This window comes from Streptomyces sp. NBC_00876, assembly GCF_045207435.1.
Classification (GTDB): Bacteria; Actinomycetota; Actinomycetes; order Streptomycetales; family Streptomycetaceae; genus Streptomyces.
On the sequence record NZ_CP108800.1, the window covers coordinates 3,534,480 to 3,554,399 of the forward strand.

The window sequence follows — 19,920 nt, forward strand, 5'->3', positions numbered from 1 at the left end:
ACTGCCCGCACCCCGGGGAACGGGGTGCGGGCAGCAGTGGTGCCGAGAGGTCTCAGACGCCGGCGTAGGAGTGCTTGCCGGTGACGAAGATGTTGACGCCGTAGTAGTTGAAGATCCAGCAGCCGAAGGCGATCAGCGCCAGGTAGGCGGCCTTGCGGCCCTTCCAGCCGGCGGTGGCGCGGGCGTGCAGGTAGCAGGCGTACGCGACCCAGGTGATGAAGGACCAGACCTCCTTGGGGTCCCAGCCCCAGTAGCGGCCCCAGGCGTCGCCCGCCCAGATCGCGCCCGCGATGATCGTGAACGTCCACAGCGGGAAGACGGCCGCGTTGATCCGGTACGAGAACTTGTCGAGGCTGGACGCGGACGGCATCCGGGAGAGCACGGACTGGGCGAACGCGCCCGGCTCCACCCCGTTGGCGATCTTGTTCTCGTAGCTGTCGCGGAAGAGGTAGATCAGGGTGCCGATGCCGCCGATGAAGAACACGGCGCCGCAGATGATGGCGGTGGAGACGTGGATCCACAGCCAGTACGAGTGCAGCGCGGGCACCAGCTGGTCGCTGGAGGTGTAGAGCACCGTGGTCGCGAGGCCGAGGTCCAGCAGGACGGCGGTGACCAGGATCAGGCCCATCCAGCGGACGTTCTTCTTCAGGGCGAGCAGGGTCAGGTACGCGCCGACCGCCACCGTGGAGAAGGTGATGGAGAACTCGTACATGTTGCCCCAGGGGGCACGCTGCACGGACAGGGCACGGGCGATGACCCCGGCGGCCTGGATGAGGAAGGCGAGCACGGTCATGGAGACCGCGATCCGCCCGTAGAGGTCACCCTTGAAGGTGCCGCCCGCGGCGCCGGGCCCGTCCGGTACGTCGCGCGATCCGGCCGCGGACCGGGTGACGATCGTCGGCCGCTCCAGGACGGCGGTGGTGCCGCCCTTCTGCGCGACCTGGACCTTCACCGTGCCGGCGGCGGCCTGCTCGGCGGTCAGCGAGGCGGCGGTGCGGCCGACCTTGCTGCGGGACCCGAACACCCACTCCGCGATGTGCGCGAAGAAGGCCAGCGTGTAGACGGCCATCGACGAATAGATCAGCACATTGCTGGTGTGTGCCAGGTTCTCGTTGGTTGCGGCGGCGAGATTCACTTCTCAGCCCCTTCGGCAGGTTCTGCGGAGGACGCGGCGACGACGTCGGGGTCCTGATCGGAGTCGGGGTCGGTGTCGGGAGCCGTGATTGCCACGGCGTTGAGCGTGACCGCGAGATCGGCCAGCTCCTCGGGAAGCTTCGCGGACTCGCTGCGGCCGAGCCCCGCCATTTCGACGACGGTGACGCCGTCGGCACCGCGTACGGCCCGGATCCAGACCCGGCGCCGCTGGATGAACAGGGAGCCGGCGAGTCCGGCGATCGCGCCGACGGCCCCGGTGAGCGCCCAGCCGCTGGCGGGCTGTTCCGAGATCTGGAAGCTCGCCCACTCCTGGAGGCCCTCGAAGGTGATGGAGCCGGCACCGTCGGGCAGCTTCATCGTCTCGCCGACGAGCAGGCGCTGCTTGAGCTGCTTGCCCTTGGAGTCCTTGAACTCCTTCATCTTGGTCGTGTCCAGCTGGTACACGTTCTGCGCCAGCCCGGAGTCGACGCCGATGGAGCCGTGGTAGCCGTTGAGCGCGAGCACGGGCATGTCGGCGGCCGGGAACTGCGAGAACATCGTGCCCTTGCCGTTGCCGGCGAAGGTCGGCACGAAGAAGGCCTGGAAGCCCAGCTGTTCCTTCTTGCCGTTCTTGTCGCGGTAGCCGTCCAGGACCTTGATCGCACCGGTGGAGGTGACGTTGTTGTCGATGGGCAGCAGCGGCACGGCGGCCTTGTAGACCTCCTTGCCCCGGCCGTCCTTGACGGAGATGACGGGCGCGTAGCCGTGGGCGTTGAGATAGACCTTCGTGCCGTCGACGACGAGGGGTTCGTTGACCTTGATGACGGTCTTCTTCGGCTTGCCGTAGGCGCCGTCGGAGTACGTGATGCGGGCCTCGTAGGTGCGGGGCGTACCGATCTGCGGGCCGCTGCGCTCGTACGTACCGATGAAGTTGTCGAGGTTGAAGCTGAAGGGTGCCAGCGAGTCGTTGTCGAAGAGGGAGCCGGACTTGAAGTCGTCGTACTGGGTGATCGTGTTGGAGAACCCGTCGCCCTCGACGACCAGCTTGGCGCCCTCGGACTTGAAGAGCTGTCCCCAGGCGAAGGCCACCAGCATCACGATGAGCGCGATGTGGAACATCAGGTTCCCGGCCTCGCGCAGATAGCCCTTCTCGGCGGCGACCGCGTCCCCGTCGACATGGGCCCGGTAGCGGCGCCCGCGCATCATCTTCAGCGCGGCCTCGTGGACCTCGGCGGGCTCGGCCCCGGTGCGCCAGGTGGTGTACGCGGGCAGCCTGGTCAGGCGCTTGGGGGCGCCCGGCGGGCGGCTGCGCAGCTGGCCGATGAACGTGCCGGTGCGCGGCACGATGCAGCCGATGAGCGAGATGAACAGCAGGATGTAGATCGCGGAGAACCACACCGAGCTGTAGACGTCGAAGAACTGGAGCTTCTCGTAGACCGGCGTGACGGTGGTGTGGAGCTCCTTGAAGGTCTGCACCTTGAGCTCGTCGACGCTGTTCTGCGGGATCAGCGAGCCGGGGATGGCGCCGAGCGACAGCAGGAAGAGCAGGATCAGGGCGACCCGCATCGAGGTGAGCTGCCGCCAGAACCAGCGGACCCAGCCGATGACGCCCATGGCGGGAAGGTTCGCCAGGACCTCTTCACGCGGGGCGGTGGAGAGCTGGGAGCCGGCTGCGCCGAGCTCCTTCGCGGTCTCCCGGTCCTGCTCGGCGCGCACCTCCCGCTCGTCGGGACGCTCGCGTTCCTGGGAAGGGTTGGACTTGGTGTTGCTCATTCGGTACTCAGATCCCCACCTGGAAGCCGGCGGACCAGCCCTGTAGTTCCTGCATCATGCTGCCCCACGCGCCGGTCAGCAGGAGCAGTCCGGTCACGATCATCATGCCGCCGCCGATGCGCATGACCCATGCGTAGTGGCGCTTGACCCAGCCGAACGCGCCGAGTGCCTTGCGGAAGGCGACGGCGGCGAGGACGAAGGGCAGGCCGAGTCCGATGCAGTAGGCGACGGTCAGTATCGCCCCGCGTCCGGCGGTGCCCTGGTCCATCGCCAGGATGCTCACCGAGCTCAGCGTCGGCCCCAGGCAGGGTGTCCAGCCGATCCCGAAGAGCGCGCCGAGCAGCGGGGCACCCACGAGGCCGGTCACCGGCTTCTTGTGGATGCGGAACTCGCGCTGGGTCATCCACGGCATCAGGCCCATGAAGAAGATCCCCATGCCGATCATCAGCACACCGAGGACCTTGGTGAGCGGCCCGCTGTTCGCCTGGAGCGTGTCGCCGAAGAAGCCGAAGAGCGCTCCGCCGGAGACGAACACGGCGGTGAAGCCGGCCACGAAGAGCGAGGCGCCCGCGACCATGCGCCCCCGCCGGGCGTCGGCCAGGTCGGCGCCGCTGACTCCGGTGACGTAACTGAGGTAGCCGGGGACGAGCGGCAGGACGCAGGGCGAGAAGAAGGAGACGAGCCCGCCGAGAAGGGCGATGGGCAGGGCGACCAGCAGGGCCCCGCTCATGACCGTCTCGTTCCGCATGGCGACGGCGAGGGTGATCACCTGATCACTTCTCCGCGATCAGGGGGTCGATCATCTTGCGCAGGTTGGTGTCGTCCAGCGGGCCCACGAAACGGGCGGCCAGCTTCCCTTCCCGGTCGATGACGACGGTCGACGGGATGGACTGCAGCTTGAACGTTCCCTTGGGGAAACGCAGCAGGAGCTTCCCGGTCGGGTCGTAGAAGCTGGGGTAGCTGACCCCGAAGTCCTTCTCGAAACTGATGGCCTGGGCCGGTTCCGGGTCGCGGGTGTTGACCCCGATGAACTGGACGCCCTGGTCCTTGGTGGCCTTGGCCACCTTGGCGAAGTACTTCGCTTCCAGCCGGCAGGGAGCGCACCACGAGCCCCAGGCGTTGAGGACGACGACCTTGCCCTTGTAGTCGTCGATGTCCAGCTGCTTGCCGTCCAGGCTCTTGCCGTCGAGCTTGGGGGCGTCGGCGCGCTCGCCCTTGGCCGCGGTGGCGATTCCGCTGTTGCCCGTGACGAAGTTCGTGTCGCCGCCGCCGCTGGTCTTGTCGCCTGTGCCGCAGGCGCTCAGCGTCAGTGCGAGCGCGACGGCCGCCGCGGGGGCGGCGAGCAGGGTGGAGCGGCGTCGGAGTGCGCGGCCATGGCTCATGTGAAAAGTTTCGCATGGCGGTTTCGGGGATCTTGGGCACCCCCCTCGGTGCCCGTAAAGCCCGTTGTCAGGCCTGTTTAAAGAAGGAGTTCCAGCCGCCGTCGGGTGCCTCTCCGACCTCCAGGGTGCGGAGCTTCGCAAGGACCGCCGGATCCTGTACGTCGAGCCAGTCGACGAACTGCCGGAAGGAGACGAGCCGCACATCCGGCTTCCCCGCGATGTGTTTGAGCGCGTCCTCGACCGCATCCATATAGATGCCGCCGTTCCACTCCTCGAAGTGGTTTCCGATGTAGAACGGCGCCCGGTTCGTCTCGTACGCGCGCTGGAAACCGCTGATGTACGACTCGGTGGCCTGGTCGCGCCAGCCCGGATACCGGGACGGCATTCCCCTGGTCGAATTCTGCGACTGGTTGGCCAGGATGTTGTAGTCCATGGAGAGGACCTCGAAGCTGTGCCCGGGGAACGGGATTCCCTGGAGCGGCAGGTCCCAGACGCCCATGCGCTTCGTGGGCCACACCTGCGTGCCGCCGGGCGAACTGGCGTCGTAGCGCCAGCCGAGCTTCTTCGCGGTGGGCAGCAGATTGTCCTGTCCGAGCAGACAGGGGGTGCGGCCGCCGATGAGTTCCTTGTGGTAATCGAAAGGCAGCGGATCGAGGTCGGTCCAGCCGGTGTTGGTGCGCCATTCGGTGACGAACGAGACCGACTGATCGATTTCGCTCTGCCACTGGGAGGCCGACCAGTTCCCCACGGAACCGGAACCGCCGCAGAAGTGCCCGTTGAAGTGCGTCCCGATCTCATGCCCGTCGAGCCAGGCCTGGCGGACGTTCTTCAGCGTCTCCTTGATGTGCCCGTCGGTGAGATAGCCGATGTCGGAGGCGCCGATGGGGTTGTTGGGCGGGCGGTAGAGGGATTTCTTCGATTCGGGCAGCAGATAGAGCCCGGAGAGGAAGAAGGTCATCCCCGCATCGTGTTCCCTGGCGAGCTCGAGAAATCGCGGGAACAGCCCGTTGCCGACCTCGCCGGCGCCGTCCCAGGAAAAGATCACGAACTGCGGCGGCTTCTGGCCCGGCTCGAGCGGCACCGGCGCGGCCGGCTGGTGCGGCTGCTTTCCGGTGTCGACGGTGGAACCGTCCCCGATGACCCTGACGTCCTTCTTCGCGTGCCCCGTGCCCTTGGTGGTCCCGCCGGCCGCCTTCTCGCCCTTGGCACCCTTGTCCGGGCCCGTCCGTTCCGTACCGGACGATCCGGAGGAACTGCAGCCCGCCACCCCGACGGCGGCCGCGGCCCCAAGTCCGGCTCCGAGCAAACCCCTTCGGCTGATGTCACGCATGCGGGTTCCCATCTGCGGTCGTTTTGCCTCAAGTCCATACAAACTGGCAAAGGCTTAGATGGGTGAAGCAACACGAGGGTTCCCCGAATTAGCACACAATTCTTTACGTAACCAGACCCCAGCCATGACCGAACGCAAGATCGACCCGGAAGCGCCCGGAAAACGGCAGGCCAAAACCCCGGACGGCCAAATTCCGCCCGGCCGGCCCACAAACGATCAGCGATCACATCTCGGACCGGGACGACCACATCAAGCCCGCCGGACCAGCGGCCACATCTCGGACCAGGGCGGCCAATCCAAGCCCGTCCGGCGATTGAGGACAAAGCGGCCACCGGGTCGAACCCGGGCCCACCCACCGGCCGAACCGGGGCGGACCCGAACCGAGAGACCCCCGGCCCAGGGGGCCGGCTAAGCGCCGACCCCCTTCGACGCCCCCTTCACCGGCTTCGCCCCCGCCAGCAGATGCGCCGGCACCAGGTCCCGGGCCGGCTCCGAGTACCCGACCGAAACGATCTTGTCGCCCTGGTACGTGAAGCTGGTCAGCGAGGCGAGCGTGCACTGCCGCTTGCGCGGGTCGTGCCACAGGCGGCGCCGCTCCACGAAGCTCCGCACGATCCAGATCGGCAGCTGATGGCTGACGCACACGGCCTCGTGCCCGCGCGCCGCGTCACGCGCCGCGTCCAGGGCGCCCATCATCCGGACGACCTGCTCGATGTACGGCTCGCCCCAGGACGGCCGGAACGGGTTCGTCAGGTGCTTCCAGTTGTCCGGCTTGCGCAGCGCGCCGTCGCCGACCCCGAAGGTCTTGCCCTCGAAGACGTTGGCGGCCTCGATGAGCCGCTCGTCGGTGGCCAGGTCCAGGCCGTGCGCCTTGGCGACCGGCGTCGCCGTCTCCTGGGCGCGCTCCAGCGGGGAGGCGACGACATGCGTGATGTCGCGCTTCTCCAGGTGCTCGGCGACCCGGTCGGCCATCTGCCGGCCGAGCTCGGAGAGGTGGTAGCCGGGGCGGCGCCCGTACAGCACGCCTTCCGGGTTGTGCACCTCTCCGTGGCGCATCAGGTGGACGACGGTGATGTCCTTGCGGGCTGTGCTGCTGGTCTCGCTCATGCGGTGGCCTCCGATGCGGCGCGGGCGGCGGCGGGCAGTGCGGCGGCGATCCGCTCGACGGCCCGGGTGTCGTGGGCGGTGGAGACGAACCACGACTCGAACGCCGACGGCGGCAGATAGACGCCCTGCGCCAGCATCGAGTGGAAGAACGGGGTGAAGCGGAAGGCTTCCTGCCGCTTGGCGTCCTCGTAGTTGCGCACCGGACCGTCGGTGAAGAAGACGGAGAACATGTTGCTCGCCGCCTGCACGGTGTGCGCGACACCCTCCTTGTTCAGGGCCTCGCTCACCAGCCCCCTGATCTCCGCGGAGACCGCGTCGACCTTCGCGTACGCGGCATCGTCCAGCAGCCGCAGCTGGGCGAGGCCCGCGGCGGTGGCGACCGGGTTCCCGGAGAGGGTGCCCGCCTGGTAGACGGGACCGGCCGGGGCCAGGTGCGCCATCACGTCGGCGCGCCCGCCGAACGCCGCGGCCGGGAAGCCGCCGCCCATGACCTTGCCGAACGTCATCAGGTCCGGCCGCACCCCGTCGATGCCGAACCAGCCGGCCTTCGACGTACGGAACCCGGTCATGACCTCGTCGGAGATGTACAGGGCGCCGTTGGCGGCGCAGATCTCCTTGAGCCCCGCGTTGAAACCGTCCAGCGGCGGGACGACGCCCATGTTGCCCGGCGACGCCTCGGTGATCACGCAGGCGATCTCGCCGGGCCGCGCGGCGAAGGCGGCGCGCACGGCCTCCAGGTCGTTGTACGGCAGCACGATCGTGTCGCCGGCCTGAGCGCCGGTGACCCCGGGCGTGTCCGGCAGACCGAAGGTCGCCACCCCGGACCCGGCCGCGGCGAGCAGCGCGTCGACGTGACCGTGGTAGCAGCCGGCGAACTTCACGATCTTCGCCCGGCCGGTGAAGCCGCGGGCGAGGCGGATCGCGGACATGGTCGCCTCGGTGCCGGACGACACGAGCCGCACCTGCTCCACCGGCTCGACCCGGGCCACGATCTCCTCGGCCAGCGCGACCTCGCCCTCGCCGGGCGTACCGAACGAGGTGCCGCGGGCGACAGCCTCCTGAACTGCCGCGATGACGGCAGGATGGGAATGGCCGAGAATCATCGGCCCCCACGAGCACACGAGGTCGACATACTCACGGCCATCGGCATCGGTGAGGTACGGACCGGCACCGGACACCATGAAACGGGGCGTACCGCCTACGGCCCGGAAGGCGCGTACGGGCGAGTTCACGCCGCCGGGTGTCACGAGGGACGCGCGGTCGAAAAGCGACTGCGAAACTGGGGCCTTGTATGAATACGCCACTTTGGTCCTGATCTGCGATTCGAGGGTCGGAGGGCCGGGCCGGAAAACTTGGCCACCGGTGAGCGGGGAGCGTGTTCTCCTCGTACGACGAAGGGCGTCAGCCCTCTCGGGTCTGCGAAACTGAGGCGTCATAGGGAAAGCTCACACATGCCATGGTGTCAGAGCCACGGACGGTCTTTGCGGACAGGTGTTTCACCGCACGCCCGTGGGGGAGGTCACTGACACGATGATCGGGTTGCGCGGCGGGGGCTGTGTCTCCTAGTTAGTAGTCGGGTGGATGAAATATGCATCGCGGTGGCGGAGTGGGCGAAGGGACCGACGACCTGGGGCCCGAGCCTGCCCGGCGGGGTCGGCACCGGCGCGAGGCTGAGCGCAAGCAGGGCATACAGGCCGGTGGTGCGCAGGCCGGCGGCGGAGCCGGAAGCAGGAGTGGTGGCCGGGTGGGGGTGACCTACAAGTATTTCGGGGCTCCCGACGGGGCCACTGCCGCACGCGTGCCCATCTCCATGCGCCCCGAGGAGCTCGGCGGCGACGAGCTGGGCATGGGCGGCATGTTCACCAAGATCAAGCCGGAGACGGTGGCCGCGATGGTCCTCACCGGCATACAGGGCATACCCCTGCACAAGGTCCCGCCGCTGGAGCTGGTCGTGCTGCACCCCGACTACGCGGTGGTCAAGCTCCCGATGACGGTCGTCGACCCGCTGCGCGGCGTCGGCGAGGAGTCCGTGGGCGCCGCGGCCTTCATCTGGTCCACGGTCCCGGACCGGGGCGGCCCCCGCGACGCGTTCAACGTCTACCAGCTGCTGCACGAGTGGCAGGACTTCAGCCACCGGCTGCACGACGCGGGGCACCAGGCGTACTGCCTGGTGTGGCCCTGAGCCGGGATCTGCGGCCCGGCGGGCCGGGAGCCGGCGCGTGCCGCCACCTGCCCGCGTCACCCTGAACAGGCTCCCGACGAACACACACACCCGCTCCGGACACCCCCGCCGAACACACGCCCCAGCCCGCGCACCCTGGATGCCCACCTGCACGACAGGCGTCCGTCGGCCACGCATATCCGGCCATTCATTGGCCGAAGAATGATCTTCAGGTGACCTGTCGAAACTGCCGATGCAGGAGACACCGATCCTGAAGGAGGCCTGCCATGGGCGACACTCTGCTGGCCCTGTCCATCCCCGTGCTGGTCTTCGCCAGCGGTATCTACGCGGCGGGAGAGACCTGGTGGCGGCGGAGGCATCCGGCTCCGCCGTCCCCGTACACCCATCAGGCCGCACGGCTGGCCGAGCGCGCGATGCTGGTGGACGCCGAGAAGATCGTGGACGGCGCATACGGAACGCTGAGCGCCCTCTACGACGGCCCGAGTGCGCCGGGGGCGCGAATTCCGGCCACGGGCATCGCGCCCGGCGTGGCGGCCGGCCCGGACCACGACCGGTCGGCGTCGGCGCCCGCACGCAGGGGCTAACGGCTGTCGGTGCCCCGTCCTACAGTGCCGGTATGGAGCGCACCGCAGCATCGTCCGTACGGATCGAGCCCTGGTCGGACAGCGACCTGTGGCTGCTCCGCCGCGCCAACGCACCGGAGCTGATGGACCACCTGGGCGGCCCGGAGTCGGAGGAGCAGCTCATGGGGCGCCACGGCCGCTATGTGGCGCTGAGCGCGGACCGGACGGGCCGGGGCAGGATGTTCCGCATCGCACTGGCCGGCGAGGGTGAAGCCGAGGCCGTGGGCACCATCGGCTTCTGGGAGCGGACCTGGCAGGGCCGGGAGGTGTACGAGACGGGGTGGGCCGTTCTCGCGGAGTTCCAGGGGCGGGGCATCGCGTCGGCCGCGACCCGTGCCGTGGCCGAGCAGGCGCGCGCCGAGCACAAGCACCGCTATCTGCACGCCTACCCGTCCGTGGCCAACGGCCCGTCGAACGGGGTGTGCCGCAAGGCGGGCTTCACCCTGATCGGTGAGTGCGAGGTCGAGTACCCGCCCGGGAATCCGCTGCTGACGAACGACTGGCGGCTGGACCTCCACGCGGATCGCTGAGCGGCCCGGGCAGCCGCCGACGGGTCATCGGCCGAAGTCATCGGCGACACCGAGAAGCTGACCGGCCGTCCGGCCCCGAGGTCCGCCGCCCGGCCACCGGGAACGCCGCCGCCGACCGTGCCTCAACCGCACGCCCGTACGCCCGAAATCCCTGGCTGCCCCACCCGTTCCAATGGCATCCTGACCACGTGAACGGACCGGAGATCCACCTCGAAGTCGCCCCCGAGCTGCGGCTCTTCGTCGCACACGGACGCCGGCTGGGACGGACGTCCGTGATCACGGACGGCTCGTCCACCCTCGGCCATGTCGTGGAATCACTCGGAGTCCCGCTCACCGAGGCCGGACAGCTCCTCGTCGACGGCCTGCCGGTTCCGGTCTCGCACATTCCCGCAGCCGGCGAACTGGTCGAGGTACGGCCCGTGCAGCGCCCTCAGCAGGTGCCGGGCGCGCCGCTGCGCTTCCTGCTCGACGTCCACCTCGGCACGCTCGCCCGGCGGCTGCGGCTGCTCGGGGTCGATGCCGCCTACGAGAACGAGGACATCGGCGATCCGGCGCTGGCCGCGCTCTCGGCGAAGGAGCGGCGCGTCCTGCTCTCCCGGGACCGCGGACTGCTGCACAGGCGGGAGATCTGGGCCGGGGCCTACATCTACAGCGACCGCCCCGAGGTGCAGCTGCGCGACGTACTGGAGCGGTTCGCCCCGCAGCTCGCCCCGTGGACCCGGTGCACGGCCTGCAACGGACGGCTGGCGGCGGCCGACAAGGACTCGGTCGGTCCGCATCTGGAACACGGCACGCAACGCTCGTACGACGTCTTCGCACAGTGCACGGAGTGCGAGCGGGTGTACTGGCGCGGCGCCCATCACGCCCGCCTGGAGGCCATCGTCACCGAGGCGGTCCGCGATTTCGGCACCGCCCTCGCCGGACCGGAGCCGTCCGACAGCTGAACACGACCGGTCCGGATCAGGCTGGGTCGGTTGGGATGGGTTGGGGTCGGTTGGAAGCAGGCCAGGTCAGGCCATGCCAGGCCGGATCAGGCCTGATCAGAAGACGTATTCGTCCCCGGTGGCCAGCGCCAGTACCTCATGCTCACTGTTCCCCGGATTGCGGTCCGTCGCCCCGCCGTTCCACACCGTGTCGACCCTGACGACCACCTCGTCGCGCCGCCCCAGGAGCTGGAGTTCGACCGCGAGCTGCCGCTGCTGCGAGCCGTCCGCGCGCAGCGGGCCCGTGCGGCACAGCACGGTCTGCCGGTCGGCCTGCAAGCACTCACCGGGCAGTTCCTGCCGCCCCGCGAGCGGCACGGAGACCCGCAGCCGCACGGTGACCCCCGCCAGGTCCGAGGGGCCGCGGTTCTCGCTCAGCACCCAGATCCCGAGCCCGGTGCCCCACAGCGAGACGTGCCCGTGGTGCGATACATCCGCCTCCGGTGCGATGCTCCGCACCACCGGCGCGCCGACGGCCGTGGCCGTCCCGCCCGCACCCAGCGTCACAGCCGACGCAAGTGCCGCCGCAGCGGACACCCTCAGCAGAGCCTTACGCGTCACTACCATGCCCCGAAGATACAGATCGGCCTGAATTATCCGTATTTACTCACCAGTTCGGCGCGCCATCCACCGCACCGCACATGACACCCTGCTCTCATGTCCGTGGTCCGCTCCATCGCCCTCTTCGTCGTCGCCGCGCTCTTCGAGATCGGTGGCGCCTGGCTCGTCTGGCAGGGCGTACGCGAACACCGCGGCTGGGCCTGGATCGGCGCGGGCGTCATCGCCCTGGCCACGTACGGCTTCGTCGCCACGCTCCAGCCGGACGGCGAGTTCGGACGGGTGCTCGCCGCGTACGGCGGAGTCTTCGTGGCGGGGTCGATCGCCTGGGGCATGGCCGCCGACGGCTACCGGCCCGACCGCTGGGACGTCACCGGCGCGCTCATCTGCCTGGCCGGCATGGCCGTGATCATGTACGCCCCCCGCAACCACTGACCGCACGCCTGCCTATCCTGGCCCCGTACCGATCAGCTGTCCGAGGAGCCCGCCATGGCCGCATCCCCCATCGCCGTCATCACCGGCGCGAGCAGCGGCATCGGCGCCGCGACCGCCCGGCAGCTGGCGGCCGCCGGCTACCGCGTCGTGCTGACCGCGCGCCGCAAGGACCGCATCGAGGCGCTCGCCGCGGAAATCACCCGAGCGGGCCACGAGGCCACGGCCTACGCCCTGGACGTCACCGACCGCACCGCGGTCGACGAGTTCGCCACCGCGTTCCGCACCCTCGCCGTCGTCGTCAACAACGCGGGCGGCGCGCTCGGAGCGGACCCCGTAGCCACCAGCGACCCGTCCGACTGGCGCCAGATGTACGAGACCAACGTCATCGGCACGCTCAACGTCACCCAGGCCCTGCTCCCCGCCCTCACCGCGGGCGGCGACGGCACGGTGGTCATCCTCTCCTCGACCGCGGGCCTCTCCACCTACGAGGGCGGCGGCGGCTACGTGGCCGCCAAGCACGGCGAGCACGTTCTGGCCGAGACGCTCCGTCTGGAGATCGTCGGCACCCCGGTCCGCGTCATCGAGGTCGCCCCGGGCATGGTCAAGACGGAGGAGTTCGCCACCACCCGCTTCCGCGGCGACACGGAGAAGGCCGCCAAGGTCTACGCGGGCGTCGACGCCCCCCTCACCGCCGACGACGTGGCCGACACGATCACGTGGGCGATCACCCGCCCCAGCCACGTCAACATCGACCTCCTGGTGGTCCGCCCCCGGGCCCAGGCGTCCAACTCCAAGGTCCACCGCACGGCCTGACCGCCCGCCCCGCCTCGGACACGGAACGGCCGGGCAGGAGTGAGGTCCCCCGCGACCCTCACCCCTGCCCGGCCGTTCTCAGCTCCGCCCGGCCGTTCTCAGCTCCGCCCGGCCGTTCTCAGCCCTTCACGCAGATGATCTGCTTCAGCTTGGCGACAACCTCGACCAGGTCGCGCTGCTGATCGATGACCTTCTCGATCGGCTTGTACGCCCCAGGGATCTCGTCCACGACGCCGGAGTCCTTACGGCACTCCACGCCCCGCGTCTGGTCCTCCAGGTCCTTCGTGGTGAAACGCCGCTTCGCCGCGTTCCGGCTCATCTTCCGGCCCGCGCCGTGCGAGGCCGAGTTGAAGGACTTCTCGTTGCCGAGGCCCTTCACGATGTACGAGCCGGTACCCATCGAGCCGGGGATGATCCCGAAGTCACCGGAGCCGGCCCGGATGGCCCCCTTTCGGGTGACCAGAAGATCCATGCCTTCGTACCGCTCCTCCGCCACGTAGTTGTGGTGGCAGGAGATGACCGGTTCGAAGGCGACCTTGGCCTTCTTGAACTCCTTGCGGACCACGTCCTGGAAGAGCGCCATCATGACCGCGCGATTGCGCTTCGCGTACTCCTGCGCCCAGAAGAGGTCGTTGCGGTAGTCCTGCATCGGCGGGGTGTCCGCGATGAAGACGGCCAGGTCACGGTCGACCAGGTCCTGGTTGTGCGGCAGCTTCTGGGCCTGGCCGATGTGGAAGTCGGCCAGTTCCTTGCCGATGTTCCGGGACCCGGAGTGCAGCATCAGCCAGACCGAACCCGCCTCATCGAGACAGAACTCAATGAAGTGGTTTCCGGATCCGAGCGTTCCCATCTGCTTCGTGGCACGTTCCTGACGGAACTTGACCGCATCGGCCACTCCGTCGAACCGCCCCCAGAAGTCGTCCCAGCCGGTCGCCGCGACTCCGTGCAGCCCGCCCGGGTCCACGGGTTCGTCGTGCATCCCGCGGCCGACCGGAATGGCCTGCTCGATCTTCGACCGGAGCCGGGACAGGTCCCCGGGCAGGTCGTTGGCGGTCAGCGAGGTCTTCACCGCGGACATTCCGCAGCCGATGTCCACTCCCACCGCCGCCGGGCAGACCGCACCGTGCATCGCGATCACCGAGCCGACCGTGGCGCCCTTGCCGAAGTGGACGTCCGGCATCACGGCCAGGCCCTTGATCCAGGGCAGGGTGGCGACGTTGCGCAGCTGCTGCATCGCGACGTCCTCGACCGAAGCCGGGTCGGCCCACATACGGATGGGAACCTTCGCACCCGGTACCTCTACATACGACATAGCCCCTCGATTCCCCCGAAAAGTCTGAAAGCGCAAAACCGGTGCCAAGATCGGCAAATGAGTCGGTCGACCGGCATTCACGGCTGCGCGTGCGATACACATTGTGTCCACCGGCCGTCATCGAGCGGCAACCGTTTTTCGCACGAAGGGAGCCCAGGACCGTGCGACGAATGGCGTACGTACCCGGCGCCGTGCTCATGGCAGCACTCGCCGCCGGCTGCAGCAGCAGCGGCACCGGAACAGGTGATTCCGCCGCCGACAGCAAGCCGGGCGCCCTGGCCACCTCCGCCGCGCCTCCGGGCAAGTACCTCACCCTTCCCGAGGCCTGCCGCTCCATTCCGCTCGCCACCCTGAAGGACCTCCTGCCGGGCGCCGCCGAACTGCCCGAGGCCCAGCAGGAGAAGGTCTACGAGGGCGCCCCCACCGGCACCTTCGACACCGATCGCCGGGTGGGCTGCCGCTGGAAGGCCGACGCCCCCGACGCCTCCCGCAGCCTCGTCGTCGACTTCGAGCGCGTCGTCTCGTACGACACGTCCGTGAGCGACGACGACCGCGCCCGCGAGGTGTACGCGAAGAAGGAGGCCGCGGCCGACCTGCCGTCGGACACGGTCGTTCCCGACGACGCCGGAGCGGACAAGCAGACCTCGCACTCCCCCGAGGACTCCCCGTCAGGGAACGGCAGCGCAGACGGGGGCGCCGACGGTGACACGGACGCAAGCACCGGCCCCGACGAGGGCACGGACGCGGGCGGGAAGAACGGCGAGGACACCACGGGCGGCAGCTCCCCCGAGAACCTCCAGCCCCGCATCCTCGGCGAGCTCGGCGACAGCGCGTTTCTGGACGATCAGCTCACCCGGGCAGGTTCCACCGCACAGCACCGCACGGTGAGCGTGGTATTCCGCACATCGAACGTCATCGTCACCATCGAGTACACGGCGCAGCCGGCCCTCTCCACCGAGATCCCCGACAGCAAGGAACTGCAGGAGAAGGCCCAGGCACTGGGCCGGAACCTGGTCGACACCTTCAGCGAGTAACGCCCTTTCCGTCCCGCCGTGTCCGGTCGCGGCCCGCCCCCGCGGCCCGTACGGCCGAGGCGGCATCCGGCGGCCGTCCGTCGTACCGTGGCCCTCCGGAACCGTCGGTGGCCGTCCGCCGCCGCGTGCCCACCGCCCACCGACCGGCAGCACGACCGCCGCGCCATCCGAGTGAAGGAACCATGCACCGATCAGCTCCGCGACTCACCCGCATACTCGCCTGCGCCGCCCTTCCGGTGATGCTCGTCGTCGCCGGCTGCTCGTCGGACTCCGACAGCAAGAAGGACGCGGATTCGTCCGCGTCCGCCGCGCCGGATGCGACGAAGTCGGAAGCGAGCGTCGCGCCGGCGAAGTTCGACGAGCTGCCCGAACCGTGCAAGTCGATCACCGCGAAGACGGTCAAGTCCCTGGTCCCCTCGGCCAAGAGCAAGAACGGCACCCGGGGCAGGACCAGCGACTCCGCCGCCCGTGGCAGCTGCTCCTGGAACGGCCTCGACGACAACGGCGTCAAGGGCTCCCAGTACCGCTGGCTCGACGTCGGCTTCACCCGCTTCACCTCGGACCAGGCCCTGGGCAGCGGCGCCGCACGCGCCGGGGAGGACTTCGTGAAGCAGGTCACCAAGGCCAAGTCGGCCGAGGGTGCGAAGAAGCTCGAATCCGCTCCCGTCAGCTCCATCGGAGACCAGGCGACCAAGGTCACCTACGACCTCGCCAAGACGGGTGAGGACTTCGAGTACGCCACGATCATCGCCCGTACGGGGAACGTCGTCGTCACCCTCACCTACAACGGCGCGGGCTACGCGGGCGCGAAGACCCCGTCCGCCTCGGACATCCTGAAGGGCGCCGAGAAGGCCGCCAGGGAGGCGGTCGCCTCGGTCGCCGCCGCCAACGAGAGCAAGCAGGCGAGCAGCTCCCCCGCGGCCTCGGACAAGTCCACCGGCAAGGCCACGAGCAAGACTTCGGACCAGTCCACGAGCAAGGCCACCGGCAAGACCACGAGCAAGGCCACGCGTAAGACTTCGCACTGAGGCCCGTCCGGCGTCCGGCACCGACCGGCGGAAGCCCGCGGAGGCCAACCGACGGCGGCTGACAGCGGCTGACGGCCCCAACACCCCTGCGCCAACGTGGTTTCACGAAGCCCGGTCCTCGCCCGAGAACCGGGCTTCGCCCCTCCCCGCGCGACGCCCCGCACCCGCATGTGCCAGGCTGTGCCCGCCAGAACTCGAAGACGGCCATCCGGAACGGGTGTCGGGGACGAAGAAACGGGGAGGGGATCGCGGGTGGCTGCGATGCAGCTGACACGCACGCACCGGATACTGATCGGGCTCGTCGTGGCCGGTGCGGTGCTGATTGCCGCGATCGGTTTCGCGGGCTCGTACGCGGCGGTGCGTGAGCTGGCCCTGCAGAAGGGGTTCGGGGACTTCTCGCTGGTCTTCCCGATCGGCATCGACGCGGGCATCTGCGTCCTGCTGGCCCTGGACCTCCTGCTGACGTGGATGCGCATCCCGTTCCCGCTGCTGCGTCAGACGGCGTGGCTGCTGACCGCCGCGACGATCGCGTTCAACGGCGCCGCCGCCTGGCCCGACCCGCTCGGCGTCGGCATGCACGCCGTCATCCCCGTGCTCTTCGTCGTCTCCGTCGAGGCCGCCCGCCACGCCGTGGGCCGCATCGCCGACATCACGGCCGACAAGCACATGGAAGGCGTCCGCCTCACCCGCTGGCTCCTCTCCCCCATCCCCACATTCAAGCTGTGGCGGCGGATGAAGCTGTGGGAGCTGCGCTCCTACGAGCAGGTCATCAAACTCGAACAGGACCGCCTGATCTACCAGGCCCGCCTCCAGGCCCGCTTCGGCCGCAACTGGCGCCGCAAGGCCCCCATCGAGTCCCTGATGCCGCTGCGCCTCGCCAAGTACGGCGTCCCGCTGGCCGAGACCGGCCCCACCGGACTCGCCGCCGCCGGCATCGAACCCGCTCTCCTGCCCCCGGCCCCGGCCGCCGTCGTGACCGCCGTGGCCGCCGTGGAGGCGGCCCCGCAGCCCGAGCTCGCCCACACCGCCCGGCCGGAGCAGCACACCGAGCCCCAGTCACAACCGGTGCAACAGGCACAACACGTGCAGCACGTACAGCACCAGCAGCCGCAGCCCCACCCCCAGAACCAGAGCCAGGGCCAGGGCCAGGGCCAGGGCCAGGGCCAGAACCACCCCCAGGGCCACGACCAGCCCCAGCCTCACCTCCGGACCCAGACCCAGCCGCACGACCCCGCCGCTGAGGAGTGGCCCCAGGATCAGGCCGGCCCGCCCGCGCACGAGAGCCCGTGGTTCGCGGCGCAGGTGCCGGACGGCGCGTACGAGGGTTCGTACAACCCGACGTACGTCGATGGTCTTGAGCCCACCCCGGTCATGATCCCGTCGGGCCCCGGCGGCCGTACCCGTCCGCTGGGCAACGTGGGCACGATCGGCGCCGTACCCGCTCCCCGCACCGAGCAGGCACCGCCGGCGCCCGAGGCCGAGGCGGCCGAGGAGGAGCCGATGCCCGTCGCCGAGGCCGCCGAGGAGTGGGCCGAGGAGTGGGCGCAGGAGGACGCGGAGTTCAACGAGATCGCCTACGAGGTCTTCGCGGCGTTCGTGACCGAGAACAACACGTACCCCAGCATCGAGGTCCTCGACATACACCTCTCGGACGGCCAGAACGTGCGGCATCCGCGCAGCACGGCCCTGCTCCGGCAGCACATCCAGGGCTTCAAGAACCGCTACCACGCCGAGCTCGAGGCCGACCACATCGCCTGAGCCGGCGCCCCGCCCCTCCCCGTCCCGGGCAGGCCGGCACCAGCACACCAGCACGGACGAAGGGCCGCCACCCGAATCACCGGGTGACGGCCCTTCGTCATTCGTACATACGCGGTTACGCGCCGAGCAGCCTGCGCACCCGGTCGGCCCCGACCGCGAGCAGCAGGGTGGGCAGGCGCGGGCCGGTGTCCCGGCTGACCAGCAGCCGGTACAGCAGCGCGAAGAACGACCGCTGCGCCGTCTTCAGCTCGGGCGTCGGCTTGGCGTCGGCCTCCAGACCGGCCAGGACCTTCGGCACGCCGTAGACGAGCGTGGTCAGTCCGTCCAGCGACCAGTGCGAGTCCAGCCCCTCCAGGAGCAGCCGCAGCGACTCGCGCCCCTGCTCGTCCAGCGAGCCGAGGAGTTCCTTGTCCGGCTCGTCGCGGACGATGGTGCGGGCCTCGGCCGGGACCTGGGTGGTGATCCAGCTCTCGGCCCGGTCGAGCCGGGGCCTGACCTCGTCCAGCGAGGTCAGCGGGCTCGAGGGGTCCAGCTCGCTGAGGATGCGCAGCGTCTGGTCCTCGGCCCCGGCCGTGATGTCGGCGACCGAGGCGAGGGTGCGGTACGGCAGCGGGCGCGGCGTGCGCGGCAGCTCACCGGCGGCCGTCCCGATCGCCCGCGCGTACGCGGCGGCGTCGGCGGGCAGCACGGAGCCGTCGGCGACCTTGCGCTCCAGCGAGTCCCACTCGTCGTAGAGCCGCTGGATCTCCTGGTCGAAGGCGATCTTGAAGGACTGGTTGGGCCTGCGGCGCGCGTACAGCCAGCGCAGCAGCGGCGCCTCCATGATCTTCAGCGCGTCGGCCGGGGTCGGCACGCCGCCCTTGGAGGAGGACATCTTCGCCATGCCGGAGATGCCGACGAACGCGTACATCGGTCCGATCGGCTGCACACCGTCGAAGATCTCGCGGACGATCTGACCGCCGACGACGAACGACGACCCGGGCGAGGAGTGGTCCACCCCGCTCGGCTCGAAGATCACGCCCTCGTACGCCCAGCGCATCGGCCAGTCGACCTTCCAGACCAGCTTGCCGCGGTTGAACTCCTTGAGCCGGACCGTTTCGGCGAAGCCGCAGGCCGAGCAGGTGTAGTTCAGCTCGGTGCTCTCGTCGTCGTACGACGTGACCGTCGTCAGGTCCTTCTCGCAGTTGCCGCAGAAGGGCTTGTACGGGAAGTAACCGGCCGAGCCGCCGCTGCCGTCGTCCTCGCTCGCCGCGCCGGAGCCCGCCTCGGCCTCCAGCTCGGCCTCGTCGACCTTCTTCTGCTGCGGCTTCTTGCCGCCCTTGGCACCGCCCGCCGCCGGGTCCTTCTTGGTCCGGTAGCGGTCCAGGACGGCGTCGATGTCCGCGCGGTGGCGCATGGCGTGCAGGATCTGCTCGCGGTACGTCCCCGCCCGGTACTGCTCCGTCTGGCTGATTCCGTCGTACTCGACACCCAGCTCGTCCAGGGCCGCCGTCATGGCGGCCCTGAAGTGCTCGGCCCAGTTCGGATACGCGGATCCGGCCGGGGCGGGCACCGAGGTCAGCGGCTTGCCGATGTGCTCGGCCCAGGACGCGTCGACGCCCTCGACCCCGTTGGGGACCTTGCGGTAGCGGTCGTAGTCGTCCCACGAGATCAGGTGCCGGACGGTGTACCCGCGGCGGCGGATCTCGTCGGCGACCAGGTGCGGGGTCATGACCTCACGGAGGTTGCCCAGGTGGATCGGGCCCGACGGCGAGAGACCGGACGCGACGACGACCGGTTTGCCAGGCGCACGACGCTCCGATTCGGCGATGACCTCGTCCGCGAAGCGGGAGACCCAGTCGGTCTCGGTGCTGCTCTGACTCTGAGCCACGGTCGGCACGTCCTTCTCTCTTGTAGGACTCATAGGGGCGATCCTCATTCTCCCAGGTACCGCCCACA

At 69.5% G+C, this 19,920-nt stretch carries 19 protein-coding genes; 9 read left to right on the top strand and 10 right to left on the bottom strand.

The window, feature by feature from the left end:
* Positions 1–52: 52 nt before the first annotated feature.
* The 7 genes from ccsB to hemL all read right to left on the bottom strand — a co-directional run bounded on the left by ccsB (position 53) and on the right by hemL (position 8,030).
* Positions 53–1,135, bottom strand: coding sequence for a c-type cytochrome biogenesis protein CcsB (ccsB, locus tag OG782_RS15470; protein WP_406451287.1), 1,083 nt, complete (start codon positions 1,133–1,135; stop codon positions 53–55).
* The gene (locus tag OG782_RS15475) at positions 1,132–2,907 is read right to left on the bottom strand and encodes a cytochrome c biogenesis protein ResB (RefSeq protein ID WP_406451289.1); all 1,776 of its coding nucleotides are present in this window, start codon (positions 2,905–2,907) and stop codon (positions 1,132–1,134) included. The genes ccsB and OG782_RS15475 overlap by 4 nt, the downstream gene beginning before the upstream one ends.
* A 7-nt stretch (positions 2,908–2,914) precedes the next feature.
* On the bottom strand, positions 2,915–3,655 hold the full coding sequence (locus OG782_RS15480) for a cytochrome c biogenesis CcdA family protein (protein ID WP_406459095.1): 741 nt from the start codon (positions 3,653–3,655) through the stop codon (positions 2,915–2,917).
* A 25-nt stretch (positions 3,656–3,680) separates the two neighbouring features.
* On the bottom strand, positions 3,681–4,289 hold the full coding sequence (locus OG782_RS15485; protein WP_406451291.1) for a TlpA family protein disulfide reductase: 609 nt from the start codon (positions 4,287–4,289) through the stop codon (positions 3,681–3,683).
* Between the two features lie 67 nt (positions 4,290–4,356).
* Positions 4,357–5,619 carry a hypothetical protein gene (locus OG782_RS15490; protein WP_406451293.1) on the bottom strand — a complete coding sequence of 421 codons (1,263 nt, stop codon included), beginning with the start codon at positions 5,617–5,619 and terminating at the stop codon, positions 4,357–4,359.
* Positions 5,620–6,027: 408 nt separating this feature from the next.
* The gene (locus OG782_RS15495; RefSeq protein WP_406451295.1) at positions 6,028–6,726 is read right to left on the bottom strand and encodes a histidine phosphatase family protein; all 699 of its coding nucleotides are present in this window, start codon (positions 6,724–6,726) and stop codon (positions 6,028–6,030) included.
* Positions 6,723–8,030 (bottom strand): glutamate-1-semialdehyde 2,1-aminomutase, encoded by a 1,308-nt coding sequence (gene hemL, locus OG782_RS15500; protein WP_406451297.1) that lies wholly within the window; start codon positions 8,028–8,030, stop codon positions 6,723–6,725. Before hemL ends, OG782_RS15495 begins: the two co-directional genes overlap by 4 nt.
* A 284-nt stretch (positions 8,031–8,314) precedes the next feature.
* On the opposite strand from hemL, the gene OG782_RS15505 reads away from it, so the two are divergent.
* From OG782_RS15505 to OG782_RS15520, 4 genes are all read left to right on the top strand, one after another.
* Positions 8,315–8,908, top strand: coding sequence for a hypothetical protein (locus OG782_RS15505; protein WP_406451299.1), 594 nt, complete (start codon positions 8,315–8,317; stop codon positions 8,906–8,908).
* A 266-nt stretch (positions 8,909–9,174) separates the two neighbouring features.
* A complete protein-coding gene (locus tag OG782_RS15510) occupies positions 9,175–9,492 on the top strand; it encodes a hypothetical protein (protein ID WP_406451301.1) in 318 nt (105 codons plus the stop codon).
* 32 nt (positions 9,493–9,524) lie between these two features.
* Entirely contained in the window at positions 9,525–10,061 is a 537-nt protein-coding gene (locus OG782_RS15515; RefSeq protein ID WP_406451303.1) for a GNAT family N-acetyltransferase, read from the top strand.
* Positions 10,062–10,249: 188 nt separating this feature from the next.
* Positions 10,250–11,005, top strand: coding sequence for a Mut7-C RNAse domain-containing protein (locus OG782_RS15520; RefSeq protein WP_406451305.1), 756 nt, complete (start codon positions 10,250–10,252; stop codon positions 11,003–11,005).
* A gap of 96 nt (positions 11,006–11,101) precedes the next feature.
* Here OG782_RS15520 and OG782_RS15525 read toward each other — a convergent pair whose 3' ends face one another.
* Complete coding sequence (locus OG782_RS15525) at positions 11,102–11,611, bottom strand: hypothetical protein (protein ID WP_406451307.1); 510 nt, start codon at positions 11,609–11,611, stop codon at positions 11,102–11,104.
* Positions 11,612–11,701: 90 nt separating this feature from the next.
* Between OG782_RS15525 and OG782_RS15530 the strand changes: the two genes are divergently transcribed.
* Positions 11,702–12,037 carry a YnfA family protein gene (locus OG782_RS15530; RefSeq protein ID WP_406451309.1) on the top strand — a complete coding sequence of 112 codons (336 nt, stop codon included), beginning with the start codon at positions 11,702–11,704 and terminating at the stop codon, positions 12,035–12,037.
* 54 nt (positions 12,038–12,091) lie between these two features.
* Positions 12,092–12,850 carry an SDR family NAD(P)-dependent oxidoreductase gene (locus OG782_RS15535; protein ID WP_406451311.1) on the top strand — a complete coding sequence of 253 codons (759 nt, stop codon included), beginning with the start codon at positions 12,092–12,094 and terminating at the stop codon, positions 12,848–12,850.
* 118 nt (positions 12,851–12,968) lie between these two features.
* On the opposite strand, the gene OG782_RS15540 is transcribed toward OG782_RS15535, so the two are convergent.
* Entirely contained in the window at positions 12,969–14,162 is a 1,194-nt protein-coding gene (locus OG782_RS15540) for an RtcB family protein (protein ID WP_406451313.1), read from the bottom strand.
* Positions 14,163–14,332: 170 nt separating this feature from the next.
* On the opposite strand from OG782_RS15540, the gene OG782_RS15545 reads away from it, so the two are divergent.
* The 3 genes from OG782_RS15545 (at position 14,333) to OG782_RS15555 (ending at position 17,982) form a co-directional block, all read left to right on the top strand.
* On the top strand, positions 14,333–15,196 hold the full coding sequence (locus tag OG782_RS15545; RefSeq protein WP_406451315.1) for a DUF3558 domain-containing protein: 864 nt from the start codon (positions 14,333–14,335) through the stop codon (positions 15,194–15,196).
* Between the two features lie 182 nt (positions 15,197–15,378).
* Entirely contained in the window at positions 15,379–16,224 is an 846-nt protein-coding gene (locus tag OG782_RS15550; protein WP_406451317.1) for a DUF3558 domain-containing protein, read from the top strand.
* Between the two features lie 261 nt (positions 16,225–16,485).
* Positions 16,486–17,982: a DUF2637 domain-containing protein gene (locus OG782_RS15555; protein WP_406451319.1), complete on the top strand. Its 1,497-nt coding sequence runs from the start codon at positions 16,486–16,488 to the stop codon at positions 17,980–17,982.
* Between the two features lie 115 nt (positions 17,983–18,097).
* Here OG782_RS15555 and lysS read toward each other — a convergent pair whose 3' ends face one another.
* Positions 18,098–19,861, bottom strand: a complete 1,764-nt coding sequence (gene lysS, locus OG782_RS15560; RefSeq protein ID WP_406459097.1) for a lysine--tRNA ligase — start codon at positions 19,859–19,861, stop codon at positions 18,098–18,100.
* Positions 19,862–19,920 lie beyond the last annotated feature (59 nt).

Coding starts and splice junctions, on each gene's coding strand:
- OG782_RS15475 (WP_406451289.1), bottom strand. CDS start 2,907: ATGAGCAACACCAAGTCCAACCCTTCCCAGGAACGCGAGCGTCCCGAC.
- OG782_RS15480 (WP_406459095.1), bottom strand. CDS start 3,655: ATGCGGAACGAGACGGTCATGAGCGGGGCCCTGCTGGTCGCCCTGCCC.
- OG782_RS15485 (WP_406451291.1), bottom strand. CDS start 4,289: ATGAGCCATGGCCGCGCACTCCGACGCCGCTCCACCCTGCTCGCCGCC.
- OG782_RS15490 (WP_406451293.1), bottom strand. CDS start 5,619: ATGCGTGACATCAGCCGAAGGGGTTTGCTCGGAGCCGGACTTGGGGCC.
- OG782_RS15495 (WP_406451295.1), bottom strand. CDS start 6,726: ATGAGCGAGACCAGCAGCACAGCCCGCAAGGACATCACCGTCGTCCAC.
- OG782_RS15505 (WP_406451299.1), top strand. CDS start 8,315: ATGCATCGCGGTGGCGGAGTGGGCGAAGGGACCGACGACCTGGGGCCC.
- OG782_RS15510 (WP_406451301.1), top strand. CDS start 9,175: ATGGGCGACACTCTGCTGGCCCTGTCCATCCCCGTGCTGGTCTTCGCC.
- OG782_RS15515 (WP_406451303.1), top strand. CDS start 9,525: ATGGAGCGCACCGCAGCATCGTCCGTACGGATCGAGCCCTGGTCGGAC.
- OG782_RS15525 (WP_406451307.1), bottom strand. CDS start 11,611: ATGGTAGTGACGCGTAAGGCTCTGCTGAGGGTGTCCGCTGCGGCGGCA.
- OG782_RS15530 (WP_406451309.1), top strand. CDS start 11,702: ATGTCCGTGGTCCGCTCCATCGCCCTCTTCGTCGTCGCCGCGCTCTTC.
- OG782_RS15535 (WP_406451311.1), top strand. CDS start 12,092: ATGGCCGCATCCCCCATCGCCGTCATCACCGGCGCGAGCAGCGGCATC.
- OG782_RS15540 (WP_406451313.1), bottom strand. CDS start 14,162: ATGTCGTATGTAGAGGTACCGGGTGCGAAGGTTCCCATCCGTATGTGG.
- OG782_RS15545 (WP_406451315.1), top strand. CDS start 14,333: ATGGCGTACGTACCCGGCGCCGTGCTCATGGCAGCACTCGCCGCCGGC.
- OG782_RS15550 (WP_406451317.1), top strand. CDS start 15,379: ATGCACCGATCAGCTCCGCGACTCACCCGCATACTCGCCTGCGCCGCC.
- OG782_RS15555 (WP_406451319.1), top strand. CDS start 16,486: ATGCAGCTGACACGCACGCACCGGATACTGATCGGGCTCGTCGTGGCC.